The organism is Aidingimonas halophila, from assembly GCF_900106955.1.
Taxonomy (GTDB): Bacteria; Pseudomonadota; Gammaproteobacteria; order Pseudomonadales; family Halomonadaceae; genus Aidingimonas; species Aidingimonas halophila.
In genome coordinates this window covers 386,833-412,118 of sequence record NZ_FNNI01000001.1, presented here as the reverse complement: position 1 = coordinate 412,118, position 25,286 = coordinate 386,833, and the positions used below count along the sequence as shown (strand labels likewise).

General features: G+C 59.4%; 21 protein-coding genes. 15 read left to right on the top strand and 6 right to left on the bottom strand.

The window, feature by feature from the left end; genetic code table 11:
* The first annotated feature begins 57 nt into the window (after positions 1-57).
* The 3 genes from gshA to rsd all read left to right on the top strand — a co-directional run bounded on the left by gshA (position 58) and on the right by rsd (position 2,813).
* The gene (gene gshA, locus BLW01_RS02010) at positions 58-1,662 is read left to right on the top strand and encodes a glutamate--cysteine ligase (RefSeq protein ID WP_092567818.1); all 1,605 of its coding nucleotides are present in this window, start codon (positions 58-60) and stop codon (positions 1,660-1,662) included.
* Between the two features lie 14 nt (positions 1,663-1,676).
* Positions 1,677-2,204, top strand: coding sequence for a disulfide bond formation protein B (locus BLW01_RS02005; RefSeq protein ID WP_092567817.1), 528 nt, complete (start codon positions 1,677-1,679; stop codon positions 2,202-2,204).
* A gap of 96 nt (positions 2,205-2,300) precedes the next feature.
* A complete protein-coding gene (gene rsd / locus BLW01_RS02000) occupies positions 2,301-2,813 on the top strand; it encodes a sigma D regulator (protein WP_092567816.1) in 513 nt (170 codons plus the stop codon).
* Between the two features lie 19 nt (positions 2,814-2,832).
* Here rsd and BLW01_RS01995 read toward each other — a convergent pair whose 3' ends face one another.
* The 4 genes from BLW01_RS01995 to BLW01_RS01980 all read right to left on the bottom strand — a co-directional run bounded on the left by BLW01_RS01995 (position 2,833) and on the right by BLW01_RS01980 (position 9,558).
* Positions 2,833-5,880, bottom strand: a complete 3,048-nt coding sequence (locus BLW01_RS01995) for an efflux RND transporter permease subunit (RefSeq protein WP_092567815.1) — start codon at positions 5,878-5,880, stop codon at positions 2,833-2,835.
* 1 nt (position 5,881) lies between these two features.
* Positions 5,882-7,015 (bottom strand): efflux RND transporter periplasmic adaptor subunit, encoded by a 1,134-nt coding sequence (locus BLW01_RS01990; protein WP_092567814.1) that lies wholly within the window; start codon positions 7,013-7,015, stop codon positions 5,882-5,884.
* Between the two features lie 159 nt (positions 7,016-7,174).
* The gene (locus tag BLW01_RS01985) at positions 7,175-8,575 is read right to left on the bottom strand and encodes an FAD-dependent oxidoreductase (RefSeq protein WP_092567813.1); all 1,401 of its coding nucleotides are present in this window, start codon (positions 8,573-8,575) and stop codon (positions 7,175-7,177) included.
* A gap of 329 nt (positions 8,576-8,904) precedes the next feature.
* A complete protein-coding gene (locus BLW01_RS01980) occupies positions 8,905-9,558 on the bottom strand; it encodes a histidinol-phosphatase (protein ID WP_092567812.1) in 654 nt (217 codons plus the stop codon).
* 149 nt (positions 9,559-9,707) lie between these two features.
* Here BLW01_RS01980 and BLW01_RS01975 point away from each other — a divergent pair, with 149 nt between their 5' ends.
* Together BLW01_RS01975 and ptsP are read left to right on the top strand one after the other, a co-directional pair.
* Entirely contained in the window at positions 9,708-10,202 is a 495-nt protein-coding gene (locus tag BLW01_RS01975) for an RNA pyrophosphohydrolase (RefSeq protein WP_092568078.1), read from the top strand.
* A 35-nt stretch (positions 10,203-10,237) separates the two neighbouring features.
* Positions 10,238-12,499: a phosphoenolpyruvate--protein phosphotransferase gene (gene ptsP / locus BLW01_RS01970; RefSeq protein WP_092567811.1), complete on the top strand. Its 2,262-nt coding sequence runs from the start codon at positions 10,238-10,240 to the stop codon at positions 12,497-12,499.
* 111 nt (positions 12,500-12,610) lie between these two features.
* Here the strand turns inward: ptsP and BLW01_RS01965 are convergent, their stop codons facing one another.
* Positions 12,611-13,393: an NRDE family protein gene (locus BLW01_RS01965; RefSeq protein WP_092567810.1), complete on the bottom strand. Its 783-nt coding sequence runs from the start codon at positions 13,391-13,393 to the stop codon at positions 12,611-12,613.
* 97 nt (positions 13,394-13,490) lie between these two features.
* Between BLW01_RS01965 and BLW01_RS01960 the strand changes: the two genes are divergently transcribed.
* The 9 genes from BLW01_RS01960 (at position 13,491) to BLW01_RS01920 (ending at position 20,800) form a co-directional block, all read left to right on the top strand.
* Entirely contained in the window at positions 13,491-14,870 is a 1,380-nt protein-coding gene (locus BLW01_RS01960) for a response regulator (protein ID WP_139243900.1), read from the top strand.
* Entirely contained in the window at positions 14,867-15,667 is an 801-nt protein-coding gene (locus BLW01_RS01955; RefSeq protein WP_092567808.1) for a sulfite exporter TauE/SafE family protein, read from the top strand. The genes BLW01_RS01960 and BLW01_RS01955 overlap by 4 nt, the downstream gene beginning before the upstream one ends.
* A gap of 9 nt (positions 15,668-15,676) precedes the next feature.
* Positions 15,677-16,459, top strand: coding sequence for a prolipoprotein diacylglyceryl transferase (lgt, locus tag BLW01_RS01950; RefSeq protein WP_092567807.1), 783 nt, complete (start codon positions 15,677-15,679; stop codon positions 16,457-16,459).
* A 26-nt stretch (positions 16,460-16,485) separates the two neighbouring features.
* Positions 16,486-16,740, top strand: a complete 255-nt coding sequence (locus BLW01_RS01945; protein WP_092567806.1) for a DUF4258 domain-containing protein — start codon at positions 16,486-16,488, stop codon at positions 16,738-16,740.
* A gap of 2 nt (positions 16,741-16,742) precedes the next feature.
* Positions 16,743-16,934 carry a DUF2283 domain-containing protein gene (locus tag BLW01_RS01940; protein WP_092567805.1) on the top strand — a complete coding sequence of 64 codons (192 nt, stop codon included), beginning with the start codon at positions 16,743-16,745 and terminating at the stop codon, positions 16,932-16,934.
* Between the two features lie 85 nt (positions 16,935-17,019).
* Positions 17,020-17,832 carry a thymidylate synthase gene (locus tag BLW01_RS01935; RefSeq protein ID WP_092567804.1) on the top strand — a complete coding sequence of 271 codons (813 nt, stop codon included), beginning with the start codon at positions 17,020-17,022 and terminating at the stop codon, positions 17,830-17,832.
* The gene (locus BLW01_RS01930) at positions 17,829-18,347 is read left to right on the top strand and encodes a dihydrofolate reductase (protein ID WP_092567803.1); all 519 of its coding nucleotides are present in this window, start codon (positions 17,829-17,831) and stop codon (positions 18,345-18,347) included. Before BLW01_RS01935 ends, BLW01_RS01930 begins: the two co-directional genes overlap by 4 nt.
* Before the next feature lie 124 nt (positions 18,348-18,471).
* Complete coding sequence (locus tag BLW01_RS01925; RefSeq protein ID WP_092567802.1) at positions 18,472-19,302, top strand: ProQ/FINO family protein; 831 nt, start codon at positions 18,472-18,474, stop codon at positions 19,300-19,302.
* A 400-nt stretch (positions 19,303-19,702) separates the two neighbouring features.
* The gene (locus BLW01_RS01920) at positions 19,703-20,800 is read left to right on the top strand and encodes a porin (RefSeq protein ID WP_175529739.1); all 1,098 of its coding nucleotides are present in this window, start codon (positions 19,703-19,705) and stop codon (positions 20,798-20,800) included.
* Between the two features lie 99 nt (positions 20,801-20,899).
* Here BLW01_RS01920 and BLW01_RS01915 read toward each other — a convergent pair whose 3' ends face one another.
* Complete coding sequence (locus BLW01_RS01915) at positions 20,900-22,684, bottom strand: putative bifunctional diguanylate cyclase/phosphodiesterase (protein WP_092567800.1); 1,785 nt, start codon at positions 22,682-22,684, stop codon at positions 20,900-20,902.
* Between the two features lie 636 nt (positions 22,685-23,320).
* Between BLW01_RS01915 and BLW01_RS01905 the strand changes: the two genes are divergently transcribed.
* Positions 23,321-25,264 (top strand): diguanylate cyclase domain-containing protein, encoded by a 1,944-nt coding sequence (locus BLW01_RS01905; RefSeq protein ID WP_092567798.1) that lies wholly within the window; start codon positions 23,321-23,323, stop codon positions 25,262-25,264.
* Positions 25,265-25,286 lie beyond the last annotated feature (22 nt).

Genomic DNA, 25,286 nt, shown 5'->3' with positions numbered 1-25,286 from the left:
TTAATCATGACCGAGACACCGCGCCAGTGGTTGTCTCCACGACATGGGGTGTAGACCTTGTCCGAGCAACTCGAAAGCGTCATCGATCGGCTCAAGGGGCCGGCCAGACAGGGACTGATCGGCCGACTGCGGCGCGGTATCGAAAAAGAGGGGTTACGTGTCGATCCACATGGACACATTGCTCAAACGCCGCATCCAAGCAGCCTGGGATCCAAACTGACTCACCCGCACATCACCACCGATTATTCGGAAGCATTGCTGGAGTACATCACGCCGGTGTATTGCCGTCCTCAGGATGCCATGGCGTTTCTCGGCGATCTGCACCGCTTCAGTAACCAGCATCTGGGAAATGAGCTGCTCTGGCCTGCCAGCATGCCGTCCCGACTCAACGGCAATGACAGCGTGCCGATCGCCGACTATGGCCGTTCCAATGTCGGGACGATGAAACATGTCTACCGTAAGGGGCTGGATGTCAGATACGGCCGTATCATGCAGTCGATTGCCGGTGTCCACTACAATGTGTCGTTACCGGATGACTTGTGGCGACGGCTTCATGAGTTGAATGGGCAGGATGACGTCTCGTTGAACGATTACCGCTCGTCGCGTTATTTCGGCCTGATCCGCCACTTCCGTCGCAACAGTTGGTTATTGATGTACCTGTTCGGCGCCTCGCCGGCGCTGGATGACAGCTTCCTGGATGGCAAGGCAGTGCCTGCCAAACTGGAACGGCATGGTGACAACACGTTGCTGTCGCGCCATGCCACGACGCTGCGGATGTCCGACCTGGGGTATCAGAACAAGGTACAGGCGCAACTCAAGATCTGCTTCAATTCCCTGTCGAATTATGTCGGTACGCTGCGGCACGCGATTTCCACGCCCTGGCCTCCGTATCAGGCCATCGGCGTCAATGAGGGAGGTGAGTGGCGGCAACTCAATGCCAACATCCTGCAGATCGAGAACGAGTACTACAGCGATATTCGTCCCAAGCGAGTCGCACGTCATGACGAGACCCCCAGTCAGGCGCTGGAAGCGCGTGGTGTCGAATACATCGAAGTGCGCTGCCTGGACCTCAACCCGTTTCTGCCGCTGGGTATCGATGAAACCCAGATGCGTTTCCTCGATACCTTCCTGATGTGGTGCCTGCTCTCCGACAGCCCCTGGATTCCCGATGATGAGTGTGATCGCCTTGACGACAATCGAGAGCTGATCGTCGAGCGCGGCCGAGACCCGGATCTCGAACTGATGTTCGATGACGGTCGACGCACCCTGGCCGACCGCGGCCGGGAAATCTTCGCTGAAATGCAGCGTGTGGCCGAATTGATGGATATCATCGATGGCAATGGCGGGCATCAGCAGGCGTTGGCCGAGCTCGAACCCCGTCTGGATAATCCCGATACCACACCCGCTGGCCGCCTCGATACGCTGTTGCGTGAATCTGGCCGGGATTTCATCGAGGCCATGCTCGAACTGGCGAATCGACAGGCAGACGAATTGGGCGAGTCACCCATCAGTCAGGCTCGTCAGGCCCTGTTCGATGAGTTGTCCTCCACGTCGTTGCAACAACAGGTGGATATCGAACGCGCCGATACGGAATCCTTCGATGCCTTTCTGGCGCACTATTTTGCCAGAGCGCGGGAACCCCGTGCCGCCCGGGCAGTATGAGTGGAGAAAACTCGATGACGACATGGTTCAGGCAAGGGTCGCTCCGCCAATGGAGTCTGGCCGGGTTGGCTTTTTGTGCATTGATGATGGGCGTGGCGCTCTGGTTGGAACACGGTGTCGGTCTCGAGCCGTGTCCGCTGTGCATCTTCCAGCGCGTGGCTGTATTGGCAGCGGCGGCCGTATTTCTCGTCGGTATTCTGCATAATCCGCATGGACGCGTTGGTCTGGTCTATGCGGGACTCTCCTCGCTGGCTATCCTGGCTGGTATCGGCATTGCCGGTCGCCATGTCTGGTTGCAGTCGTTACCAGCCGATCAGGTGCCGACCTGTGGCCCCGGGCTCGACTACATGATGGATGTCATGCCGTTGAGGGAAGTCCTGGCGACCGTGTTCACCGGCTCAGGCGAGTGCGCTGAGGTGGATTTCACCTTCCTGGGCCTGTCCCTGCCTGCCTGGACCTTGATAGGGTTCATCGTGCTATTGCTGGCTCCTCTCGGTATGATGGGAAGAACGTTGGCAAAGAAAAGCAAGAATCAACCTTGAGTGGGATTGACAGCGCTGACTGGTAGCGTGAGTCTGACAGTCCGCGATGGAAACCGGGCATTCCGTTCGGGCACGTGGCAGAGTGAGGAGGCGCTCATGCTTGAAGATTGCAAGTCAGCGTTGGAACGTTGGGGCGGTGTCCACCACTTGATCGATCGATGGCTGGACCAGCGTCGTGAGATGCTGGTGAATTTCCTGGAACTGCAGGAAGCGTGCGAGTCGGATCTGGATGCGGTCGAAAAAGCGCGTATCGATGCCTTCAGCGAACTATTGATGGATTACATCAGCGCCGGGCATTTCGAGATCTACCCTCAACTGCGTGAAGAGGCCAAGGCGTTCAACGACACCGAAGCCCTGGCACTTGCCGATAAACTGCTCGAACGGCTCGATATGTCAACGGAACTGGTTCTGTCGTTCGATGCCGATTACGCCACTCCCAGTCGCTGTCGGCACTATATTTCCCGGCTGCCGGCCTGGCTGGGGCGGCTGTCGAAAGGGTTGACGGAACGCTTCGCCCTCGAAGATCAGTTGATCGGTCGTCTGCATGCCGCTCATTCGCCACCGCCGGAATCGGAACAGGTGGCTCAACGCTCACGACCAGGCTCTTGAAAGGTAGGCGATTCCCGTTCTAGCGGGCACGCCCCCTTCCCAGTACCAGCATGCAGGGGGTCAGCAGCAGCGTCAGCAGGGTGGCAAAGCTGAGCCCGCCGGCGATAGCGCTGGATAATTGTGTCCACCATTGCGTCGAGGGGGCGCCGATACCCAGGCTCGGCGCCAGCAGGTTGACATTCACTCCCAGCACCATGGGCATCAACCCCAGAACGGTGGTGATGGCCGTCAGCAGAACCGGTCTCAGGCGTAATCCTCCCGCCTCCAGGGCGGCGTCGCGAGGTGTCAGTCCGTCGCCGCGCAACTGGTTATAAGTGTCGATCAATACGATATTGTTGTTCACGACAATGCCTGCCAGCGCGATGATGCCCATGCCTACCATGACGATACCGAATGGTTGGCCGTTCACCAGCAAGCCTAACAGGATGCCGGCAGTCGAGAAGACGATGGCGGATAATACCAGCATGGCCTGATACAGACTGTTGAACTGCGTTACCAGGATCAGCGCCATCAGGAAAATGGCGACGATGAATGCCACGACAAGGAAATTGGCCGTTTCCTGTTGATCCTCCTGCTCTCCGGTAACATCGAGTTGAACGCCTTCGGGCATGTCTTCGAGCGACGAAAGCAGGGTCTGGATACGCTCATTGGCCTGGTACCCACCGGCGACATCGGCTTCCACGGTGATCGCCCGACGACCATCGACGCGATGCAACGTGCCGACTTTGGGCGCCGGCTCCAGGTCGACGAAATGGCTGATCGGTACCTGTCCTCGTTCACTGGCCAAGGTCAGTCGCCCGAGTTGATCGAGATTGCGCCAGGCTTCGGGCAGGCGCACCCGAATATCGACTTCATCATTGGCTCGCTCCGGTCGATATTCCGAAACCAGCAGGCCGTTTGTCGTCAACTGTACGGCGTTACCGACGCTGGCGACGTCGGCACCGAAGCGCGAAGCCGCCTCCCGATCCACCTGGACGCGCCACTCCACCCCGGGCAGGCTACGGTTGTCCTCGATATCGCGGAAGCCTCCCAGTTCGGTCATGGTGCGACGTACCTGCTCGACGGCACGTTCGATCGCATCAGGATCGCTGGAGCTAAGCTCCAATTGAACCGGTTTGCCAGCGACGGGGCCCTGTTCCTGCTCTCGGAATTCCAGCTCGATGCCGGGCAAGTCGCTGGTGCGTTCACGCATGTCTTCCAGAATGTCAGAGGCCGGTCGCCGAGTCTGCCAGTCGTCCAGCTGGAAACTCAGTTGTCCGATGACATCGGCTCCCAACTGCTCGTCACTCACGGCGAAGGAGCGCGCATACAGATTGTCGACTTCCTTCATGCCGACGAGACGCTTTTCGACCCGCCGGACGATGGCATCCCCCTCTTCGGCGGAAAAATCGCCTCGAGATCGAATCATGACCTGAGCACTATCCGGTTCGACACTGGGGAAAAACTCGACCCCGTGATTGAAGCGTGCGTAGCTGCCATAGATCAGTCCCATGATGATGATCGCGCCCAGCAGCGTCAGTCCCGGGCGCTTCAATAACAACGCGAGCAGATGTCGATAAGTGCGCCCCCCTGCAGTGATGAGCGACTCCTGCCGGGGCGCACTGCGACTGAAGACGCCGCCCAGCGTTGGCAGGAAGATCAGGGCCATGGCGAGTGATGCCAACAGACACAGAATCACCGTGGCGGGGAGGTATTTCATGAATTCGCCGACCACGCCCGGCCAGAACAGCAGAGGCAAGAACACCGCCAATGTGGTCGCCGTCGAGGCGATGATCGGCCATGCCATACGCGAGGCCGCATCGATCCAGGCGCGAGCAGGCGGGCGACCTTCGCGGAGGTGACGGTCGGCGAGTTCGCTGACCACGATGGCGCCATCGACAAGCATGCCGGCCACCAGAATCAAGGCGAACAGCACGACGATATTGAGCGTATATCCCAATGCCCAGATCAGCAGGATGCCAGACAGGAAGGCCCCGGGGATCGTCAGTCCCACCATCAGTGCCGAGCGAGGCCCCATGCTGGCGAGTATCACGATCAATACCAGAACGACCGCTGTCAGGACGTTGTTCAACAGCTCCGACAGCATGTCTTCCACGGTCTCGGACTGATTCATGATCGTCGTGGTCTCGAGCTCATCCGGCATCATGGCGCCGGCCTCATCGAATAGTGCTTCGATGGAATCGATGGTCTCGATGATGTTAGCCCCGGCACGCTTGGAGATCTCCAGCACGACAGCCGGTGCTTCATTGATCCGGGCAAAGCCGGTCGGGTCCTTGAAGGAGGGGCGAATGTAGGCCACATCGCCGAAGGTTACCACCTGGTCGCCATCGACCTTGACCGGCATGGCCATGACATCATTGAGGTTCTCGATGACTCCGGGCACCTTCAGTGCCTGGCGACCGGCGCCGGTATCCAGGCTCCCGGCCGCGACAAGCCGGTTGTTGCGTGAGACCCGGTTGAATAGCGACTCGAAGTCAACGCCGTAGCTGTCCAGCACCATCGGGTCGACGATGATTTCGAGCAGTTCTTCGCGCTCGCCTCCGATCTCGGCTTCCAGCACCTCGGGGATGCCTTCGATCTCCTCCTGCAGGTCACGAGCAATCCGTTGCAATTGACTCTGTTCCAGTTGTCCCGACAAGCCGATGGTGAGCACCGGAAACTCCGAGACGTTGACTTCGATGACGCGAGGGTCTTCCGCCTCGTCCGGCAGGTCGGTTCGAGCGATATCGACGCGTTCGCGGACATCGGCCAGCGCCTGACGGGAATCGAAGCCGGCATCGAACTCGAGGGTGACCGAGGCGTGCCCTTCGCTGGATTGGGACGTCATTCGATCGACACCCACGATGGTGCGTAGCTCCTGCTCCATCGGACGAACCAGCAAACGTTCCGCATCTTCCGGACTGACGCCCTCGAGACTCATCGAAACGTAAATCATCGGGATGGGAACGTCCGGGTTGGCTTCTTTCGGGATCGCCTGGTAGGCCCAGATGCCGGCCAGGAGAAGGAATATCAGCAATAGCAGCGTGGTCCTGGAGCGGTCCAGCGCCGCCTCGATCAACGTCCGCATATCATGAATCCCGGTCGTTGGCGGAGACGGTGTCGAGATCGTCGGCGGTTGCCGGTGTATCCTCCAATGTCTCCGGGTCGACGCGTTCTCCTGCCTCGACGAGGCCGGCGCCCAGAGTGATCAGGCGCACTTGATCAGGCAGCCCCGCGACCCAGGCGCGATCGCTGTTGGTGGCCAGGCGTGTCACCGGCCGGAAGACGACGCGATCGTTGTCATCGACAGCCTTGACGCCCAGTCGCCCTTCGTCGTCGAGTGCCAACAATGCCGGAGAGATAGCATGGGCCTGCCGTTGGGGCAGTTCGATGCTCAGTGTGGCGCTGGCACCTGCCACGCGACGCCTGTCAGGGTTATCGAGACGGGCTTCGACGGCGAAGCTGCGGGTGCTTTCCTCGGCGCGACTGGCGACATGGCTGAGTTCACCCTCGAGCTCGGTACCGTCAAGCAGCGTGACAACGACCGGCAGTCCCGGTTCGAGAGGCATGACATCACGTTGAGCGACATGGGCCTGGGCTTCGAGATTCCGGTTGTCGATCAACAGAGCGTAGGTTTCGCCAACCTGGAGCAGGTCACCCGTTTCCACATCGAGTCGGTCCACTGTACCAGTGAAGGGCGCCTTGGGACGCGTGTGCTCCAGCGACTGTTCGAGGCTGGCCACCTCGGCCACGGCCTGGGCAAGAGCGGCAGCCAGGTTGAGTTGTTCGTTACGCGAGATCAGGTCACGTTCGCGCAGGCGTTCTGCACCATCGAGTTCCGCCTGGGCGCTTTCCAGTTCGGCTCTGGCGCGGTCGAGCTGGGCAGGGAGGTCTTCCTGGTCAAGTTGCAGCAGCTCGTCACCGGCGTCGACTTCATCCCCCTCGGCGACCGTTAACGACTCCACCACACCGGCCTCACGGGCTCGCAGTTCCACTTCCTTGTCGGCGGCCAGTTGCCCCTGGGTGATCAGATGGGGGGTATAGATTTCCGCCTGGCTGTTGACGACTTCGACTCGCGTCAACGCTTCCGGACGTTCGTCGGTCTTTTCGTCGGGGGGCTCGCTACGAAACCGCTGCAAGTCACCCAGGGCCAACCATAGTGCCAGGCCCAATACCAGTACACAGGCCAGCAGGACGGGGGGCGAGGGACGTTTGATGGGCATGGATTGCCTTCCTTGGGCCGGTCGCTAATCAAGCATTACCAAATCAGTCGACAGCATAACGCACGCCATGCATCTTGCCACGCTGTCTGTAATACCAAAAACGCCGCCGGGGTTAGACCCAGGCGGCGATGCGAGCATGACTGTCATGCTAGACGTGATTTACATGAGCGAACTGGCCGCCGGACGCTCCAATTCCGTCAAGGGTATCTCGCCCGTCAGCAAGTCCCTTTCGAAGGCTTCCTTGTCGATCGTGAAACCCAGGAACTCCTGTGCCAGATACATATCCTTCTCGGCGTTGCCGAGACAACTGGTGCCGCCGGGCGACGGTGTCATGTTGAAGACGATGCCGGTCCCCGGGTTGATCTTGGCCTCGCCCATGACCAGCTTCTGCTTCTCCTTGTCGATCAACTGAGGACGCACGCCTCCGAACCCTTTGGCGAAGCTGACGTCCTTGACCGTCAGGCTGGGAACGATCTTCTTGATATCCTTGAGGAACAGACGTTCACGCAACCAGGGCACCTCGAACAGGAAGTTCTTGAGGATGTAGCGGCGGATGTCGCGGACCTTCATCAAGTCCCATAGCGCCTTGATGACACGCTTGTCCAGACGCAGTACGCGCAGGAACTCACCGAACGTGCGGATGTTGTAGCGCTCGAGCAATGGCAGCATCAGGGCCGTGGGGCCAAAGCGGGTCTTGTCTTCGACCAGGACATCAGGATCGCCATGGACCGCGGCGAACGGCAGGTTCTCGTTTTGCACGGTGTAGACCTTGCCGTTGAGCACCTTGGGCGTGAAATAGAAGGAACCGGCCATCGGCAGGCAGGATTTGTCCAGACCGTATCCCATCTGATGAGCGAACAGCAGGGAATGACCGCCGGCGCTGACCACGACATAGCGAGCGCTGAGCGTGCCCTTGTTGGGGGTGTGCACCTTGAACAGATCGCCGTCCTTCTCGATCTTTCCCACTGTCGTCGAGAGATGCAGGTCACAGGTCATGCCTTTTTCTTCGGCATTCTGTTGTGCCTGATCGACGAAGGCTTCCGAGAGTGTCGTGTAGTTGACAGCGGAGTATTCGTTCGTGGAGCCCAGGGCCACGATCGGCTCGTCCGGATGACGTCCCTCGACCAGTTTGGGCTCGAGCTCGGCGATGTCATCGCGCTCGAGAAGCTTCATCCCGGGAAACAGTTCCTTGAATGTCGTGAAGCGGTTACGGAGGAAATTGCACTCGTGATCGCCGACACCCAGGACCATCTTGGGGTACTTGTAGACAATTCGGTCGCGCTTTTCGGGGGGCAGTTTCGTGGCGAAATTGACGACCATGCCGGCGGTCCGTTTGGTGACCTTGGCCTTTTCCAGCGTGTAGTTGGTCTCGATGTCGCCGCAGTGAATGGTCTGGCTATTGTTGCGGCCATGCGAGTTGACGATGGCGACATGGTCGTATTTCTCGATCAGGCCGATGGCCTTGAGGTCGGTATAACGGGCCAGTTCGTAGAGAAGCGCAGTGCCGGAGACGCCGCCTCCCACGATCAGAACGTCATAAGTCGATGATGATGTGGCCATGGAGATGCTCTCGCTATGCTGTACGAACCTGTCTCCGAGGGTTGCCCGGAGGCCCGGACCTGTCGGCAATGATCGATCGCCGTTGGGGTCCTCGTCATTTCTCGAATAGCTGCATTATAGACGCTTTGACGACAAATAAAATCCATCCCAAAGCTATACTTTATGTCTAATGAGTTGGCTATAAGGAAAAGCTTGGGTTGATGCCGGTGTCATGAAAGCTTGTAGAACAAAGAGTTAGGTGCTCTCTTGTAATTCAGCTACATGATGCGGCGCAATATGAAAAAATCGGTTCGAGGCATCGACAGTGCTTGTTTCGCCGATGGCAGTGATCAACGCAGGCTCATGATGCGCCAGTTTCGTGCTTCCGCTTCGTGTTCGAGTACCTCATCCGGATCGACGGCCACCGGATAACCGACGCGTTCCAGTAGCGGCAGGTCGTTGTGCGAATCGCTGTAGAACCAGGCGTCATCCAGGGTATGCTCCTTGTCGGCGAGCCACGCCTCGACACGTACGATCTTGCCTTCACGATAGCTGGGTGTGCCGATGACGCGACCGGTATAATGCCCGTTGATGATCTCCGGCTCCACGGCGATCAGGTCGTCGACTCCCAGTCGCTTGGCGATGGGGCCGGTAATGAAACGGTTGGTGGCGGTCACGATCAATAAGGTATCCCCCTGCATCCGATGCTTTGCCAGTAGCTCTTCACCTTTGGACAGAATGTTGGGTTCGATCTTGCTGGCCATGAATTGCTGGTGCCAGGCGGCGAGTTGTTCGGGGGAATTGTCGGCGAGCGGTTTCAGAGCCACTTCCAGGAAGGCGTGTATGTCCAGGGTCCCGGCTTCGTAGTCGCGGAGAAAACGCTCGTTGGCGTCGCGATAGGCCACCGGGTCCACGGCGCCCTGTTCAAGCAGAAACTCCCCCCAGGCATGGTCGCTGTCAATACTGATCAGGGTGTTGTCCAGATCGAAAATGGCCAGGCTCACGCTATCCTCCCCTGTGTCGAGTGTTATGTTGCAACGCCGCAGAGTATGGCAGAAAGACGGGGGAGCGGCGAGCGACTCGACGCGTGTATTGATGCCCTTTCGAGCTTTGTGGAAGAATGGCTGCAATACTGGTTTAAAAGGTGATGTCCGTGATCGACGCTGACGGCTTTCGCCCCAATGTTGGCATCATTATCGCCAACTGCGAGGGCCAGCTGCTTTGGGCGCGTCGGGTAGGACAGAATGCGTGGCAATTTCCTCAGGGAGGCATCAAGTCCAACGAGACACCGCAACAGGCGCTGTTCCGCGAGCTTGAAGAAGAGATCGGGCTGACAGAGGCCGATGTCGAGGTGTTGGCCTGTACTCGAGGGTGGCTGCGCTACCGTCTACCCAGACGCATGGTAAGAACGCATTCGCGGCCGGTGTGTATCGGTCAAAAGCAGAAATGGTTTCTGCTCAGTATCCGCTGTCAGGAAAGCCGGATCTGCATGGATATGTCACCCAAGCCGGAATTCGACGGATGGCGGTGGGTCAGCTACTGGTATCCATTAGGGCAGGTCGTTTCCTTCAAGCGCGAGGTGTACCGGCGTGCGTTGCGTGAGCTGGCACCTCGGGCACAGCGATTGGCATTGGAAAGGCGTGGCTGATTCCCGCCGATACCGTAACGACAAGAAGATAAACTATGCTCGAGGTTTTGCGCCGGATCGTCCAGGAGGTCAATGGCGCCCGTAATCTGAACGCGGCGTTGGCGACCATGGTGCGCCGCATTCGTAAGGCGATGCGTACTGATGTCTGCTCCTTCTATCTCTACGATACCGAGCAGGAGTGCCTGGTATTGATGGAGACCATCGGGTTGCGTACCGAGGCCGTGGGACATGTGACCATGCAGCCTGGAGAAGGGCTGGTCGGCCTGGTGGCCGAACGTGGCGAACCGCTTAATCTGGAGGATGCCACGGCGCATCCGCACTTCCGCTATTTCGAAGAAACCGGCGAAGAGCGTTTCTCCAGTTTTCTGGGGGCGCCGATCATTCATCAGCGCCGTATGTTGGGCGTGCTGGTCGTCCAGCAGCAGGATAAGCGTCGTTTCGATGAAGGTGATGAAGCCTTTCTGGTCACCATGGCGGCGCAGTTGGCCGGTGTGCTGGCACATGCGCTGGCGACGGGAACCCTGAGTCGGCCGACACAACCTGACGGTCAGGCGGTTTTTACCGGTGTGGCGGCCTCTCCGGGGATGGTGATCGGAGAAGCGTTGGTGCTGTCGCCGCCTGCCGACCTGGATAACGTCCCGGACCTGATTCCCACCGATATCGATTACGAGGTCCAGCGTCTCAAGGATGCCATCTACTATGTCCGCGACGACATTCGCGCAACGGGAGAGCGGCTGGCCAGCCGTATCAGTGCCCAGGAGCTGGCGCTGTTCGAAGTCTATCAGCAGATGCTTAGCGAAGCGGCGTTGGGCCAGGAAGTCGAAAAACGTATTCGTGAAGGGCAGTGGGCACCTGGCGCGCTGGCCGATGTGGTACGTCGCCACGTGCAGTACCTCGAACGCGTCGATGACAGCTATTTGCGTGAGCGGGCAGCCGATGTCCGGGACCTGGGACGACGCGTACTGGCGCACCTTCAGGAAGAGACGCCACAGACGCCCGATACGTTTCCCGATCGGGCGATTCTGGTCGGCGACGAGCTGAGCGTGGCAACCCTGGGGGAAGTCCCCCGTGGCAAGCTGGCCGGTCTGGTGGCGGTGCGCGGATCGAGCACGTCGCATGTCGCCATACTGGCACGTGCCATGGGCATTCCCACGGTGCTGGGGATGGTCGATCTGCCGCTGCCACGCCTTAATGGGGCACCGGTCATTCTCGATGGTCACCGGGGGCGATTGTTCGTCCGGCCCGGGGAAGAAATCTCGGCCCACTACCAGATGCTCATTGACGAAGAGCAGGCGCTGGCGGAAGTGCTCGAACACGAGCAGGATCTACCCAGCCGCACGCCGGACGGCCATGACGTACCGCTCATGGTCAATACCGGCCTGGCGGTGGATGCCGTCGCGTCTCTGAAGTCCCGTATCGCCGGTGTCGGGCTGTACCGAACGGAAGTGCCGTTCATGATCACCGAGCGCTTTCCGGGGGAGCAGGAGCAGACACGACTGTATCGTGAACAGCTCGAAAGTTTCGAGCCTCTGCCGGTCGTCATGCGTACCCTGGATATCGGTGGCGACAAGGACCTCCCGTATTTTCCGATTGAAGAAGCCAACCCGTTTCTCGGCTGGCGGGGCATCCGGGTCACCCGCGACCATCCCGAAGTGCTGATGGTGCAGTTGCGTGCCATGCTGCGAGCGTCTCAGGGGCTCGGCAATCTGCAGATCATGCTGCCTATGATCACCAATGTGGATGAGGTCGATGATGCGCTCAAGCTGCTCGACAGGGCGCGTATCGAGCTCGCCGAAGACGGCGTCAATGTCGATCGTCCCAAGGTCGGCATCATGCTCGAAGTGCCGGCGACGCTGTACCAGCTCGAGGCGTTGGCGCAACGGGCGGATTTCTTCTCGGTCGGCAGCAATGATCTGACCCAGTACCTGTTGGCGGTCGATCGCAATAATCCGCGTGTCGCCGAACTCTACGATGCCTGCCATCCGGCTGTACTCGTTGCCTTGGCTCGCCTCGCCGAGGAGTCCTCGGCATTGCAGATGCCGACCTCGGTGTGTGGCGAGTTGGCCGGTGATCCTGCTGGCGCCTTGCTGCTGATGGGGATGGGGTTCGGTACTCTATCGATGAATGCGCCCAGCCTGCCTCGGGTGCGCGCTGCCATTCGTCGGGTGCCGATGAGTGCAGCCAAGGCACTGGTCAAGGAGACGCTGTGTCTGCCCACTCCCAAGGCCGTCCGGGATCATCTGGAAAAGCGGCTGGGCGAATGGGAGTTGGCTCACCTGCTGCCGCCGAAGGATTGAGCATGCAGGATTGTCGGAGCTGTAGGCACTCAATTGCTACCTGCCGGATGCGACGGATCACCTGAGGTGTTTGGGTTTTGCAGGAGTGGTCTCAACCGCGATAAAGCGGTGTCATGCGCGGTTATTCAGGTCCAGCGACAGTGCCGTTTCGCCCAACCACCGGCCATTTGGTCCGTAGCGACGCTCAGCCATGTCGATCTGGCCATCGGCATGCCATGTCAGCCAGGTGGTGGCTCGGGTACCATAGCCCTCGCCGACGATAAAAGGCGAAGATAGCTGCCGCTCCCGTTCCAGCCCGATGCCGGTATCGGGTAACTGTGTGTCATCCGTGACCGGCCGAGTATTGGCCATGACCGCCAACGCGCCGTGCGGCCAATCGCCCGACGCCAGGCTGCGAGCCAGCCCCTCACGCACCCGCTCGGTCTTGGGCCAGGGAGTGTCGAGCGAGGCATTGGAAATGGTATGAAGCCCGCTGGATAGCGGGGTGAGTCGGGGCATGCCCCGGCCATGATGCAGATGCCACATATGACGACCGTCACCCGCCAGCAGATTGAAACCGGCATAGCGCGATGCGTGCTCCGTCGCTAGCTGGTCGAGCCAGGCCCCCAGGTCCTCGCATTCCAGCGCACCGCGTACCAGCAAACCACGGCTGAGCGGTGCCTCCGGCATGTCGAGGCCCATATCGCGGACATTGGTCACGGCGGCGATCCGTCCGTGGCGGTGTACGGCGAGCCAGCCACCACCAGCAACACGGTCCCTCCCTCCGAGGATGTCGGGGGCATCCTGCCAGTATCCCAGCGGGTCGGTGTCCCGGGCATGGAACTCGTCCCGGTTGGCAATCAGGCGCAACCAGACCGCCGTCTCAGGGGCGAAGTCAAAAGCGATCAAGCACATGCGGTTACCTTAGCGCCAAAGCGGTCGCCATGCCATGACATCAAGGGCATCGCCAAGTACACTCAACATTTCGATTCGATCGACAACAGGGAAGCATATGCGCGTCGAGGCACGCACGGAAAGCCTCTGGCCCCGGTTGGTGTGGCCGATATTATGGCCATTGCTGCTCGCCGAGGGGGTGCTGATCACGTTATGTGCCGTCGGATGGTGGGCGATCTGGGCATCGTCGATGCCACCGGCGCTGGTCTGGCAGGCTCATACCTGGTTGGTCCTGACGTTATTGTCCGGCACCAGTGTCATCGTAGCTGTCTTTCTGTTGTTGCTGCGTCAGCGGCTCCGTCGCTGGGAGGCCTCTCTCGACATTCCCTGCGATCGCCTGGAGCAATTGCTCCGTGATGTACAGAAAGAGTTGCCGTCCTGGCTGAAGCCGCAGCGTCTGCTGCCGGTAAAACGGGAACCGCAGGGGCCGCTGGCAAGACTCGAAACGCTGCTGGATGCCCTGGAAACGCTGCTGGATCGGCTGACCCAGCGACCGCAATTGGAACAAATGCTGTCAACGGCCCAGCAACCGGCGTTCATTGTGCGTCATGACAATCTGGTCGATACCAACACTGCCTTCGAACAACTCGTCGGCCGAACCCGCAATGAATTGCGAGGCATCGGTCCGCACTATCTGCTGCGACATGATGAGCGCGACGAGGAAGCCAATGTGGTGCGGCTTCATGATGCGCAGGGACAATGGCACACCTTCCGGCTGGTGAGTCTGTATGACGAACAGGGTCACCAGCTTGGTGTACTGGAAGATGTTCAAGAGGTCCGCCAGCGTATCTCTCAACTGGCCCTGTCGCGCGATCATGCGCGAGAGGAATCGCGGCTGAAATCGAGCTATCTGGAACTGCTGCAGCGCGAACTGGATCCGCTGGTCGGTGAACTCAACGATATTTTCGCGGCACTCGATATGCCCGCCGACCACCTGCCGGTGCGCGAACGCCTGGCGGATATCGCCGTGCTGGTGGCCAATCTCGTCGATACGCCCGAGAATCAGGCGCCCAGTTTGAATCCGGAGCCCAAGCCGGCGGATTATCGGGTGTTGATCGTCGATGACGGTCCGGTAAACACCATGCTGGCGCATAATGTACTGCAGGCCCTGGGGTTGACCGTCGATACGGCGGAAAATGGCAGTATCGCGCTGGAGAAGTCGCGCCAGCGGCATTACGACCTGGTATTCATGGACATTTTCATGCCCGATCCCGACGGCATCGAGACGAGTCGCCTGTGGCGCGCCAGAGAGGCCACCGGAGAAAGTGCCAAGCGCAGTGTCCTGGTTGCGTTGACGGCCAGCGCGACTGCAGAGGATCGCCGTCGTTTCGCGGAAGTCGGTATGGATGACTGTATCGCCAAGCCCTATCGTCCCAGCGAGCTGGTGGATATGATTCACCGCTGGCTGCCCAATGCCCTCCAGGTGCGTTCATCATGACGGAGTCGGCCATGCTGTGGGGCGCTTACCTGACCCTGGGAGCGCTGGCAGGCACCATGGCCGGGTTGTTCGGGGTCGGAGGCGGGCTGATCATCGTGCCGGTGCTGGTCATCGGGTTCGGTCTGCAAGGCGTCGCCGAACCGGTCATCATGCATCTGGCGGTTGGCACGTCGCTGGCGACCATCGCCATCACTGGTGCCGCCTCGGCCTGGAGCCATTACCGTCGGGGCAGTCTGCATCGGCCCTGGTTCCTGGCCTTGCTGCCGGGGCTGATATTCGGTGCGATTGCCGGTGTCTTCATTGCAGGGGCGCTATCCGGTGGCGTGCTGGGCACCTTGTTCGGTGTATTCGTGTGGTTGATGGCGATACGGCTGGCCGTGGGATTCACCCCGCGCGTGGGTCGTCATTCGCCCAGGCAATTCGTGATGGTACTGGCCGGTATCGTGATCGGCGCAATCTCGTCACTATTCGGTATTGGCGGTGGGGCGATGACCGTGCCCTGGTTGTCACGTGCCGGCGCCACCATGACGCAGGCGGTGGGGACGTCGGCGGCCTGCGGCTTGCCGATCGCTCTGTTCGGCACCCTGACGTTCATGGCGATTGGCTGGAACGAAGTCCGCTTGCCGAGTGCCGCGACCGGCTTCGTGATGTGGCCCGTGGTACTCTGTATCGCGCTCACTAGTGTGCCTTTCGCCCGCGTGGGAGCGCGATTGGCGCATCGTCTCCCGGCACGTGTTCTACGACTGGGATTTGCCACACTGCTGGCGGTGGTCGGAACGAAGTTTTTGTTGTCATAAGGATCATTCATGCTGTCTTACCCCAATATCGATCCCGTCGCCATTTCCCTGGGGCCGCTTGCCATCCATTGGTACGGTTTGATGTATGTCATCGGTTTCGTGGCGGCGTGGCTGCTGGGTCGTCATCGTGCCGAGCGCATCGGCCTGACCCGCGATGATGTCGGCGATCTATTGTTCTATGGTGCCTTGGGGGTCGTCCTCGGTGGACGCCTGGGATACGTGCTGTTCTATGGCATGGGGCGATTTCTCGACAATCCGCTGTGGCTGTTCCAGGTATGGGACGGGGGCATGAGCTTCCATGGCGGTCTGATCGGCGTGTTGCTGGCGGCGCTGTGGTTCGCTCGCAAGAAAAGGCTGGCATTCTTCACGCTGACCGATTTCATCGCGCCGCTGGTGCCCATCGGCCTGGGAGCCGGGCGTATCGGCAATTTCATCAATCACGAACTGCCGGGCCGGGTCACCGATCTGCCCTGGGGCATGCCGTTTCCCGGCATGGGGCCGGAACCGCGCCACCCGTCGTCGCTGTATGAATTCCTGCTCGAAGGCGTCGTGCTGTTCATCATCCTGTGGTGGGTATCGGCTACACCACGTCGCCGTGGCATGGTCTCCGGGCTGTTCCTGACGCTTTACGGCGCCTTCCGCTTCATGGTGGAGTTCGTGCGCATGCCCGATGCGCACATCGGCTTCCTGGCCGGGGGCTGGTTGACCATGGGCATGCTGCTCTCACTGCCCATGCTGGCCTTTGGCATTGCGCTGCTGGCCTGGTCACGTCGTCAGCCGGTGACCGAATAGGGTAAAGTGTTGGGGAATACGAAATAATGTACTGCAAACGTTTCCAGCTCTATGTCCATGTCACTCGCCATGCGCGTGAGCGGATGACCCAACGGCAGATTAGTGAGTCTGTGTTGTCAGACTTATTAGAATCTGGTGAGTTACGTTATAAAGACGAAAGGCGTCTATGGGTGGCTAAGCATGTATCGGATCGGGCGGATAACCTACTCTGCGTTGCTGTAGTACTGGAAGATCGATTAATAGTCAAAACAGTCATGCATCACTTCTGTTGGGAGGAGTGACGATGCGAACAACCTATGATGAGACGGATGATATTCTGGTGGTCCATTTGTCTGAGAAGGAGATCGTCAGGGAAACCTCCCAGGATTGGAACACCCATATTAGTTATGCTGCAGATGGTACGATCGTAGAAGTGGTCGTTCTGGAAGCTTCCAAGCAGGGGGCATGGCCGCTTCTGCGGAGTTCCGCTGCTTGATGAGCGATGGCCAGTCCTGGCTTGTGCCATTGGTGAAAAGTACACTACCTCTCCATTTTCCTGGATCGGAAACGACCTGACCGCGATGGATTCTCCTGCACTCGAACAGCCCTATCTCGACCTGATGCGTCATGTGCTTACGCATGGCGTGGAAAAACACGATCGTACCGGCGTCGGTACGCGCAGCATTTTCGGCCACCAGATGCGTTTCGATCTGGCGCGCGGTTTTCCGTTGGTGACAACCAAGAAACTGCACTTGCGCTCGATCGTCCACGAACTGCTGTGGTTCCTCTCCGGCGACACCAATATCCGTTACCTGCAGGAAAACGGTGTGTCGATCTGGAACGAGTGGGCCGATGAAAACGGCGACCTCGGCCCGGTCTATGGCTATCAGTGGCGCAGCTGGCCACGGCCGGAAGGTGGCCATGTCGATCAGATAGCCAATGTCGTCGAGCAGATCAAGACGAACCCGGATTCACGGCGGCTGATCGTTTCCGCCTGGAACCCGGCACTGGTCGAGGATATGGCATTGCCACCGTGCCACTGCCTGTTTCAGTTCTACGTGGCCGAGGGGCGCCTGTCGTGCCAGCTGTACCAGCGCAGTGCCGATATTTTCCTCGGGGTGCCATTCAACATCGCCAGCTATGCGCTGTTGACGCAAATGATTGCCCAGGTCTGCGGTCTGGCTCCAGGGGAATTCATCCATACCCTGGGCGATGCGCATCTGTATTCCAATCATCTGGAACAGGCCGAACGGCAGCTCTCGCGTACGCCGCAGTCACAACCGCAGCTCTGGCTGAATCCCGAGGTGACGGACCTGTTCGCCTTCCGCTTCGACGATATCCGCATCGAAGGATACGACCCGCATCCGGCGATCAAGGCGGAGGTGGCGGTATGACGCTGGTGTTGGAAACTCCCGTCGCCATGATTGCGGCGATGTCGCGTGATCGCGTGATCGGCGTCGACGGCAAGTTGCCCTGGTACCTGCCCGAAGACCTGAAGTTCTTCAAGGCCATTACCCTGGGCAAGCCACTGGTGATGGGGCGCAAGACGTTCGCCTCGATCGGGCGTCCGCTGCCCGGGCGGCTCAATATCGTCGTCACGCGAGACGAGCACTTCCATCACGACGGTATTCGCGTCTGCCGTGATCTGCCCAGCGCGCTCAAGCTGGCCGATGCCCAGGCGATCATCGATGGCGCGGAAGAGATCATCGTCATGGGCGGCGGGCAAATCTATGAGCAGGCCTTGCCCTATGCCGATCGGCTCTACCTGACCGAAGTCCACATCGACGTGGAGGGTGACGCCTATTTCCCGGCATGGGCGGCGGATGAATGGCAGGAAGTTCAGCGGGTATCGGGCAATCCGCAGGAAGGGCAGCCGGCTTACGATTTCGTCGCCTATCAGCGACGTTAGCGGGGATGCAAGGGAAAGCAGAAAGCACGCATTTGTCATAATCGCCAACCTGGCACACACTGACTTATCGATGCATTCATAGCGCGGTTTTCGGATCACGCCTGGTCAGGGAGGGGCTTGGCCCATGCTCAATCAACGCGTCAATGCGCTGTTCGATGCACTGGAACAGCACGTCGAGCGCCACCGTGACGAGAGGCTGGCCATGCAGGAGCGCGTGGCGGAACTCGCCGCCCGTAATCGAGAGTTGCAGGCCAGCCAGCGCGAACTGCAGGAACAACTCGCTGCGGCGACATCGTCACCCCAACCGGCCCAACGCCACCGCAGCCAGGGGCTGGCGGCCTTGATGGCCCGGCGCGGCAATCCCGGAACTGACTCGCGACCCTCGCCATCCGGCAACGCACCACAGCCGGCGGATGACACCCCCAACGAACGAACAACGCCGGTGAATCCCCGCTATTCAGCCGATCATGACGTTGCCGCGCCCAGCACTCCCCAGGCCGATCCGCCACAGCGTGATGATGGCGAGTCGAGTCAGAACCGCTTGCCGATCGGTGAAGCGCCCAGCCCCCAGGCATTGCTGGACGAGTGGTATCACCGATATACCGAGACTTTTTTCAAGGGACACACCCGGCCGCTCAAGATCGGCATCCACAAGGATCTCATGGCCCGTGAGCCGTGGCCGGAAAAACTGGTACGCCGCGCCCTGGCCTGTTATGTGCACCTGCCGCGCTACCTCAAGGCCGTGCGGGCCGGTGCCGAACGGGTCGATCTCGACGGTGCCAATGCCGGCGAAGTCACCGAAGGCGAGGCCAAGTACGCGCGTCGCCAGCTCGAGGAGCTACGTGCTCAGGACCGCAGTCAGAAGGCCCGCAAGGAGCAGCGGCGCCAGCAGCAGGACCGGGCGGAGCGCCTGGAGCGCAAGATCGGCGAACTGCTCGCCAAGCATGAGCGTTGATGCTTGCATGACATTCCAACGTTTGGGGTATTGCACTAAGCTGTTGTCCTGACACATCATTGGGTTCGCCAATGTCGGTCATGTGCCTGTCACAAGGTGCTGGCAAGCTTCCAGGCGTTGCCAGGGTGGTGGCACGACCTTGGAATGAGGGAAAAGTTCCCGGGTTTTCGCGTAAAAGGAATGAAAACGGTGTTTTTTCTTCTTGCACTAACGCAAATCCCGGTATATGGTTTCCCTGCGAGCATTGGATTATAACAAGGCTTCGCAGCGGCAGGAGGCTTTGAGCAACAGTCGAACAGTGTTTGCTGACTCGTCTTCGCTCACGTCTCGGATGCCAGGCAAGCCAACTGCAATCTGCAGAAACGATCGAAACAGAAAGCTAGTGAAAGGAACAATCGCGATGAAAAAGACGCTGTTAGCCACTGCTATTGCCGGTGCCCTGGGCGCCTCCGCTGCTGCTCAGGCCGCAACAACCGTTTATGATCAGGACGGCACCAAGCTGGACGTCTATGGTCGTCTGGCCCTCGCTGTCACTACTGGTGGTGTGCAGGAAGATGGTGACGTCAAGTCTGATGGTTCGGAGTTTACTGACTTGGGGTCGCGTTTCGGCTTTATCGCCGAAGAGCAGGTCAGCCAGGACTTCTCCGTCTTCGGCCGCATGGAATTCCGCGCTGATATGGATGAGAAGTCGGACACTGAATTCCAGGTCCGCAACACCTATGCTGGTGTGAAGAGCCAGACTTACGGCCAGCTCTGGGCCGGTAACTTCGATGCCATCACCTACCAGGCCGGTTCCGTGCTGTTCGATGTGCCGGAAAACGCCGGTTGGGAATCCATCACCAGTGTAGACAACCAGTCTCACGGCGATTCCATTGCCTATAAGTCGCCGGAATTCGCGGGCTTCACCACCTGGCTACAAGGCAAGCATCATACCGGTAATGGTTCCAATGATCCTGCTCGTGAGGGTGCCGCTGAGACAGAGCGTGAATCGTCCACGATCAGTGCCCAAGCGGCAGTTTCCTACGAGCAAGGGCCGTTCTATGGTGCCATTACGTGGGACCAGGACAAGCATTCATTCAGTGGGTCGGACAATACTCCTGACTACGTGGGCAACGACGAAGATATCTTCGGTGCCTATGCCAGCTATCAGGTGCTGCCGGCGCTGAGCCTGCGTGCCGGCTACGAGACTCAGGATGAGAACGAAGAGCTTGGTGCCCGAGGTACTGATATCGCCATGGTTGGTTTCACTGCCGACTATATGGACAACGCTCAGATCTATGGTCAGTATGCCCATGTTGATGAAGAACTGGGTGACGAAGACGAAACCCTCAACCGCTGGATGCTGGGCACCAACTACTTCTTCAGCGACCAGATGTACGCATTTGCTGAAGTCTACCAGCAGGACCAGGAAAGCCTGACGGATGATACGGTTGAAGAGGAATTCCGCAGTTTCGATGATGATATCCTGACTACCGTGGGTGTCCGCTACGACTTCTAAGTCGAGCTTGATCCCCATGTGACGAGTTGCTCGTCATGAAAGAAAGAAGCCGGCCTTCGGGCCGGCTTTGTCGTGTGTGAGTATTCGATAGCGCTGACGCTAGCGACTGTCCCCTTGCCCCTCTCTCATACGCATCCACGTTTCCAGCTCACCGGCCGGCATCGGGTGGGCGAAGTGATAGCCCTGGGCATGCTGAATTCCCTGGTCGGTGAGGGCGGTGAGACCGGCCTGATCCTCCACGCCGACGACCATGCAGTCGATGCCGAGGTTGGTCAGCAGTTGGGCGATGCCGGCAAGTAGTTGTCGGCCTCGTGCGTCTTCGTCGACACCGGCGATCAGCGTGCCGTTGATCTTCGCCTGCGAGATCGGCAGGCGGGCCAGGTAGGAAAAATTGACATGGCCTTCGCCAAGTTCATCGATGGCCAGATTGACGCCCAGGCGTTTGAGTCGTGCCAGCAGCTCCGGCGTCGTGCTGGGTTCATGCGTGAGGCTGTCGCTGGCGATCTCCAGCGTGAGCCAGCCGGTATCGTCGAGTTGCTCTTCGAGAAAACGATCCAGTGAGGCGTGATGGTCGGGATGATCGAACAGGTGATCGGCGACGATATTGACGGCAATCGGTAACTTGCCCAGCGGGGAGCCCTCCTGACGCCATTGATGATGCTGTTCGATCACCTGGTGCAGAATCCAGCGGTCGAGGGGAACCGCGAGCCCCAGGCTGCGGGCCAGGGCCATGAATTCCCGGGGGCCGTGCTCGCTGTTTGGCGATTGCCGCCTGACCAGAGCCTCCAGCCCTTGCGGTTGCTGGGTCGTGAGATCCATCTGGGGCTGGTAGACCACGCTGAAATGGCTTGCGGGGTCGGTCAGTGCTTGCCGGAGAGCGAGCTCATCGCTGAGCTGCGACTGCATTTGCCGGCTCAGCCCCTTGTCGACGAAGGCATGTCGTGAAGCGCCGGCACGCTTGGCGCGGTACATGGCCGAATCGGCATTGCGTAACAGCTCTTCCTGGCTTTCACCATCGTTGGGATAGAGCGCGATACCGATGCTGGCGGATAACGGCTGAGGCTCGCCCTGGGCTTGAAAGGGAGCCTCCAGCGCTTCGAGCAACCGCATGGCCACGGTTTGCGCCGAATCGACACTGACATCATGATCCAGCAAGGCCACGAATTCATCGCCCCCGAAACGGGCCAGGGTGTCATTGCTTCGCAGTACCTGTGACAGCCGGCGTGCCGCCTGCTGGAGCAGGTTGTCGCCAATGGCATGGCCCCGTGAATCATTGATCGCCTTGAAATGGTCGAGGTCGATGAACAGCAGCGCCAGCATCTGGTCGTTGCGTTCGGCATGCTTGAGGGCGTGATCGAGGCGGTCGTTGAACAGCAGCCGGTTGGCAAGCCCTGTCAATGGGTCGTGATGCGCCTTGATGTGCAGACGTGTCTGATCCTCCTTGAGGTCCGAGATGTCGATGAAGGTGCGGACATAATGCGTCACCTGGCCTTCATCGTCTCTCACGGCATCGATATTGAGCAGTTCGGGATAGAACTCGCCGGTCTTGCGCTGGCACAGCACTTCGCCCCGCCAATGCTGGTCGCGAATCAACTGCTCGCGCTGCTGATAGTATTCGGGTTTCTGTTCGCGGCTGTGGAAATGGGCGATATCCCAGCCCAGCACTTCTTCGCAATCGTAGCCGGTAATCGTCGAGAAGGCGTGATTGGCGATGACGACGCGGTGATTCGCGTCGGTGACGAGAATGCCCACACGACTGTGACTGAACGCCATCAGTGCCAGTGCCTGAGCACGCTGCCCATCGGTATCGACATGCCCTTCGGCCGTCAGACAGGGCGGCAGGGCGGTGAGGATGTCGGATAGGGATTGCAGTTCATCAGACATAGGCACGCGACGAGTCCTTTGGTCATTATTCCGTGTGCGATGCGTTCCAGCGGTGAATGTCGCTTCGTGGAGACAATGCGATTCACCTAGTTGAGTCTCTCACTATTGTTGGAGTGCCGACATTCGTCAACTAGCAGACGTTCGCTACACGGTGGTGTAGTGATGATGATATATCGGTCATTACGACCGTGATGCTGTACTGTCGTTCAATAGCGACAGCCGGAGATCGTCAAGTCGCGAGGAGGGGGGCGAAAAAAGCACCCATCCTGGGATGGGTGCCGAAGAAGGAGCCAGAGGCCCCTGACGTTGCAAGGAGAAAACGTGACCTGGCGCTCGACGATGAATTGAGGCACGTCAGCCATGTGTCCGGCGATGTTACCGAAGCGACGCTGGATATCGTTATTTAGCATAAATCTATTGATCACTTGATGATAATTGTCTCTAGCTATTTTTGTGATAGGCAAAGCGGTACCGGAGCGGCCCGTAGGTGTTGAAGACACACCCTGATCGCCGCGTATTCGTACCAGGAATGTCGTACTGGAAGATGGTAACCTCGGTGTTTCACCCACGTTTTAAACCCAGAGGCCTAAGTGCTTTGTCGGGTATCGAGATCAGGACGTCCACGGTCGTTCCGTCATGAAATGGTTGCTTGGGACACTGCAGTCGCGACTATTGCTGGGCCTGGGCATCGGCTGGCTGGTGCTGTTCGCCGTCGGCCTGATAGGTGCGCTCGCTTCCGGCTCGGGCATGTTGACGGACGCAACGCGTGAACACCTGGAGTACGAAGCGACACTGATTGCCCAGCATGTCGAACGTGCCGTGGAAACCCGAAAGTCGGCATTGGCGCGGTTGGGTGACGATATCCACTGGGATGATGACGGGTTGCATGATGTGCTGGCGAATCAGGATGGCATGCTGGAGCTCTTTGATGCCCTGGCGGTAATCTCGCCCCAAGGGCGAGTCGTGGCTGACGCGCCCGTTCAGGTGGGGAGAATCGGGCTGGACGTCACGGATCGCGAGTATTTCGAGTACGTCCGCCAGTTTCATGACGCCTATGTCAGCGAGCCTTTCATTGGTCGAGCCACACAGATTCCCCTGGTCATGATCGCTGTTCCCCTGGAAACCGACGACGGCGAGTTCGACGGCATGTTGGGGGGAGTCGTCAGTATCCAGGGCGGGACATTGATTTCCAAACTGCGCAGCATGCGCATCGGTGACGAAGGCTATGCCGCGTTGATGACAGCGTCCGGTACGATCCTCAATCACCCCGACGAGTCGCTGATCATGCAGCAAGTCCCCGGTGTCGACACCCATCCCGCACTGGACCTGGCACTGTCCGGGTGGTCCGGCACCGCCGAAGGCGAGTTGCTCAACGGTCAGCAGGCACTGCAAGCCTATCAGCAGGTCTGGTCGGCGAACTGGGTCGTGGGCGTTTATCTGCCGGAGAGCCAACTCGATGTCATGATCGGACGTTTCATCGACGAGCTATGGTGGATCGGTGCGATCACCCTGGCGTTGATGATTCCGGTCCTGTGGGCACTGATACGTGGGTTGCTGGCCCCATTGGGGCGGTTGGAGCATCAGATTGCCAGAGTCGGGCGTGGCGATCAGTCACACGTGGAGCTCAACACCGGAATGCGCGAGCTCAAGGAGATCGCCGATACCATCAATTATTTCGTCGAGGAAAGACGCCATGCCGGCCTTCTGCTCCAGGACCGGCAGGCGTTCCTGGATGCCGTACTGGCCTCATCGCCGGTGGGGATGTTCGTCTGTGACCTGAGCGGGCGCATCGAGTACATCAACACCGCCTTGTCCGAACTGACCGGCCACGAGCTGGAAGATTATCGGCGTGGCGGGGTCATCGGTCATCTGCATGCCGAGGAATTCAGTGATATTCGCGACCTGTGGAAGGACACCTTGGCGACCGGGCGGGAGTTTCAGCGCCAGTTTCGTTATTTCACCGCCAATGGCGAACTGCTCTGGCTGGAAGTGCATATCAGCCTGGTGAAAGATGGTGAGCGACCCAGGGGCTATGTCGGTACGGTCAAGGACATCACCCAACGCCGAGAACAGGAAGCGATGCACCGCTGGGAAGCCGAGCATGATCCATTGACGGGCCTGCTCAACAGGCGTGGTTTCGAACGTTGTCTGGCCGACGCTCTGGCAGCCTGGCGCAAGACCACGACACCCTCCGTGCTGCTGCTGTTCGATCTCGATCACTTCAAACCGATCAATGACGAAGGGGGGCATGCCCTCGGCGACGAAATGCTGCAGCGTATTGCCGATGCGCTGAATGCGTGTGTGCGCAGCAGTGATTCCGTCGCGCGCCATGGCGGTGATGAATTCGCCGTGCTGATGCCCGGTTGTAACCTGGAACAGGCCCAGCGTGCCGCACACGAACTCAAGCAAGCCGTTGCCGACGTTGCCGTGGAGCACAACGGGAAACACTATCGCGTGACGCCCAGCATGGGATTGACGGCGTTACAGGCCGGGGACCAGGATATCGATTCGGTCCTTGCCCGCGCGGATGCCGCCAGTTACGAGGCCAAGACAAAGGGGCGCAATCAAATCGTGAGCTGATGGCATCCAATGATGGCCTGGT

Coding starts and splice junctions, on each gene's coding strand:
- BLW01_RS01925 (WP_092567802.1), top strand. CDS start 18,472: ATGCTCAATCAACGCGTCAATGCGCTGTTCGATGCACTGGAACAGCAC.
- BLW01_RS01935 (WP_092567804.1), top strand. CDS start 17,020: ATGGATTCTCCTGCACTCGAACAGCCCTATCTCGACCTGATGCGTCAT.
- BLW01_RS02005 (WP_092567817.1), top strand. CDS start 1,677: ATGACGACATGGTTCAGGCAAGGGTCGCTCCGCCAATGGAGTCTGGCC.
- rsd (WP_092567816.1), top strand. CDS start 2,301: ATGCTTGAAGATTGCAAGTCAGCGTTGGAACGTTGGGGCGGTGTCCAC.
- BLW01_RS01945 (WP_092567806.1), top strand. CDS start 16,486: ATGTACTGCAAACGTTTCCAGCTCTATGTCCATGTCACTCGCCATGCG.
- BLW01_RS01990 (WP_092567814.1), bottom strand. CDS start 7,015: ATGCCCATCAAACGTCCCTCGCCCCCCGTCCTGCTGGCCTGTGTACTG.
- BLW01_RS01905 (WP_092567798.1), top strand. CDS start 23,321: ATGAAATGGTTGCTTGGGACACTGCAGTCGCGACTATTGCTGGGCCTG.
- BLW01_RS01930 (WP_092567803.1), top strand. CDS start 17,829: ATGACGCTGGTGTTGGAAACTCCCGTCGCCATGATTGCGGCGATGTCG.
- BLW01_RS01965 (WP_092567810.1), bottom strand. CDS start 13,393: ATGTGCTTGATCGCTTTTGACTTCGCCCCTGAGACGGCGGTCTGGTTG.
- BLW01_RS01955 (WP_092567808.1), top strand. CDS start 14,867: ATGACGGAGTCGGCCATGCTGTGGGGCGCTTACCTGACCCTGGGAGCG.
- BLW01_RS01995 (WP_092567815.1), bottom strand. CDS start 5,880: ATGCGGACGTTGATCGAGGCGGCGCTGGACCGCTCCAGGACCACGCTG.
- BLW01_RS01940 (WP_092567805.1), top strand. CDS start 16,743: ATGCGAACAACCTATGATGAGACGGATGATATTCTGGTGGTCCATTTG.
- BLW01_RS01920 (WP_175529739.1), top strand. CDS start 19,703: ATGAAAAAGACGCTGTTAGCCACTGCTATTGCCGGTGCCCTGGGCGCC.
- lgt (WP_092567807.1), top strand. CDS start 15,677: ATGCTGTCTTACCCCAATATCGATCCCGTCGCCATTTCCCTGGGGCCG.
- BLW01_RS01985 (WP_092567813.1), bottom strand. CDS start 8,575: ATGGCCACATCATCATCGACTTATGACGTTCTGATCGTGGGAGGCGGC.
- ptsP (WP_092567811.1), top strand. CDS start 10,238: ATGCTCGAGGTTTTGCGCCGGATCGTCCAGGAGGTCAATGGCGCCCGT.
- BLW01_RS01915 (WP_092567800.1), bottom strand. CDS start 22,684: ATGTCTGATGAACTGCAATCCCTATCCGACATCCTCACCGCCCTGCCG.
- BLW01_RS01960 (WP_139243900.1), top strand. CDS start 13,491: ATGCGCGTCGAGGCACGCACGGAAAGCCTCTGGCCCCGGTTGGTGTGG.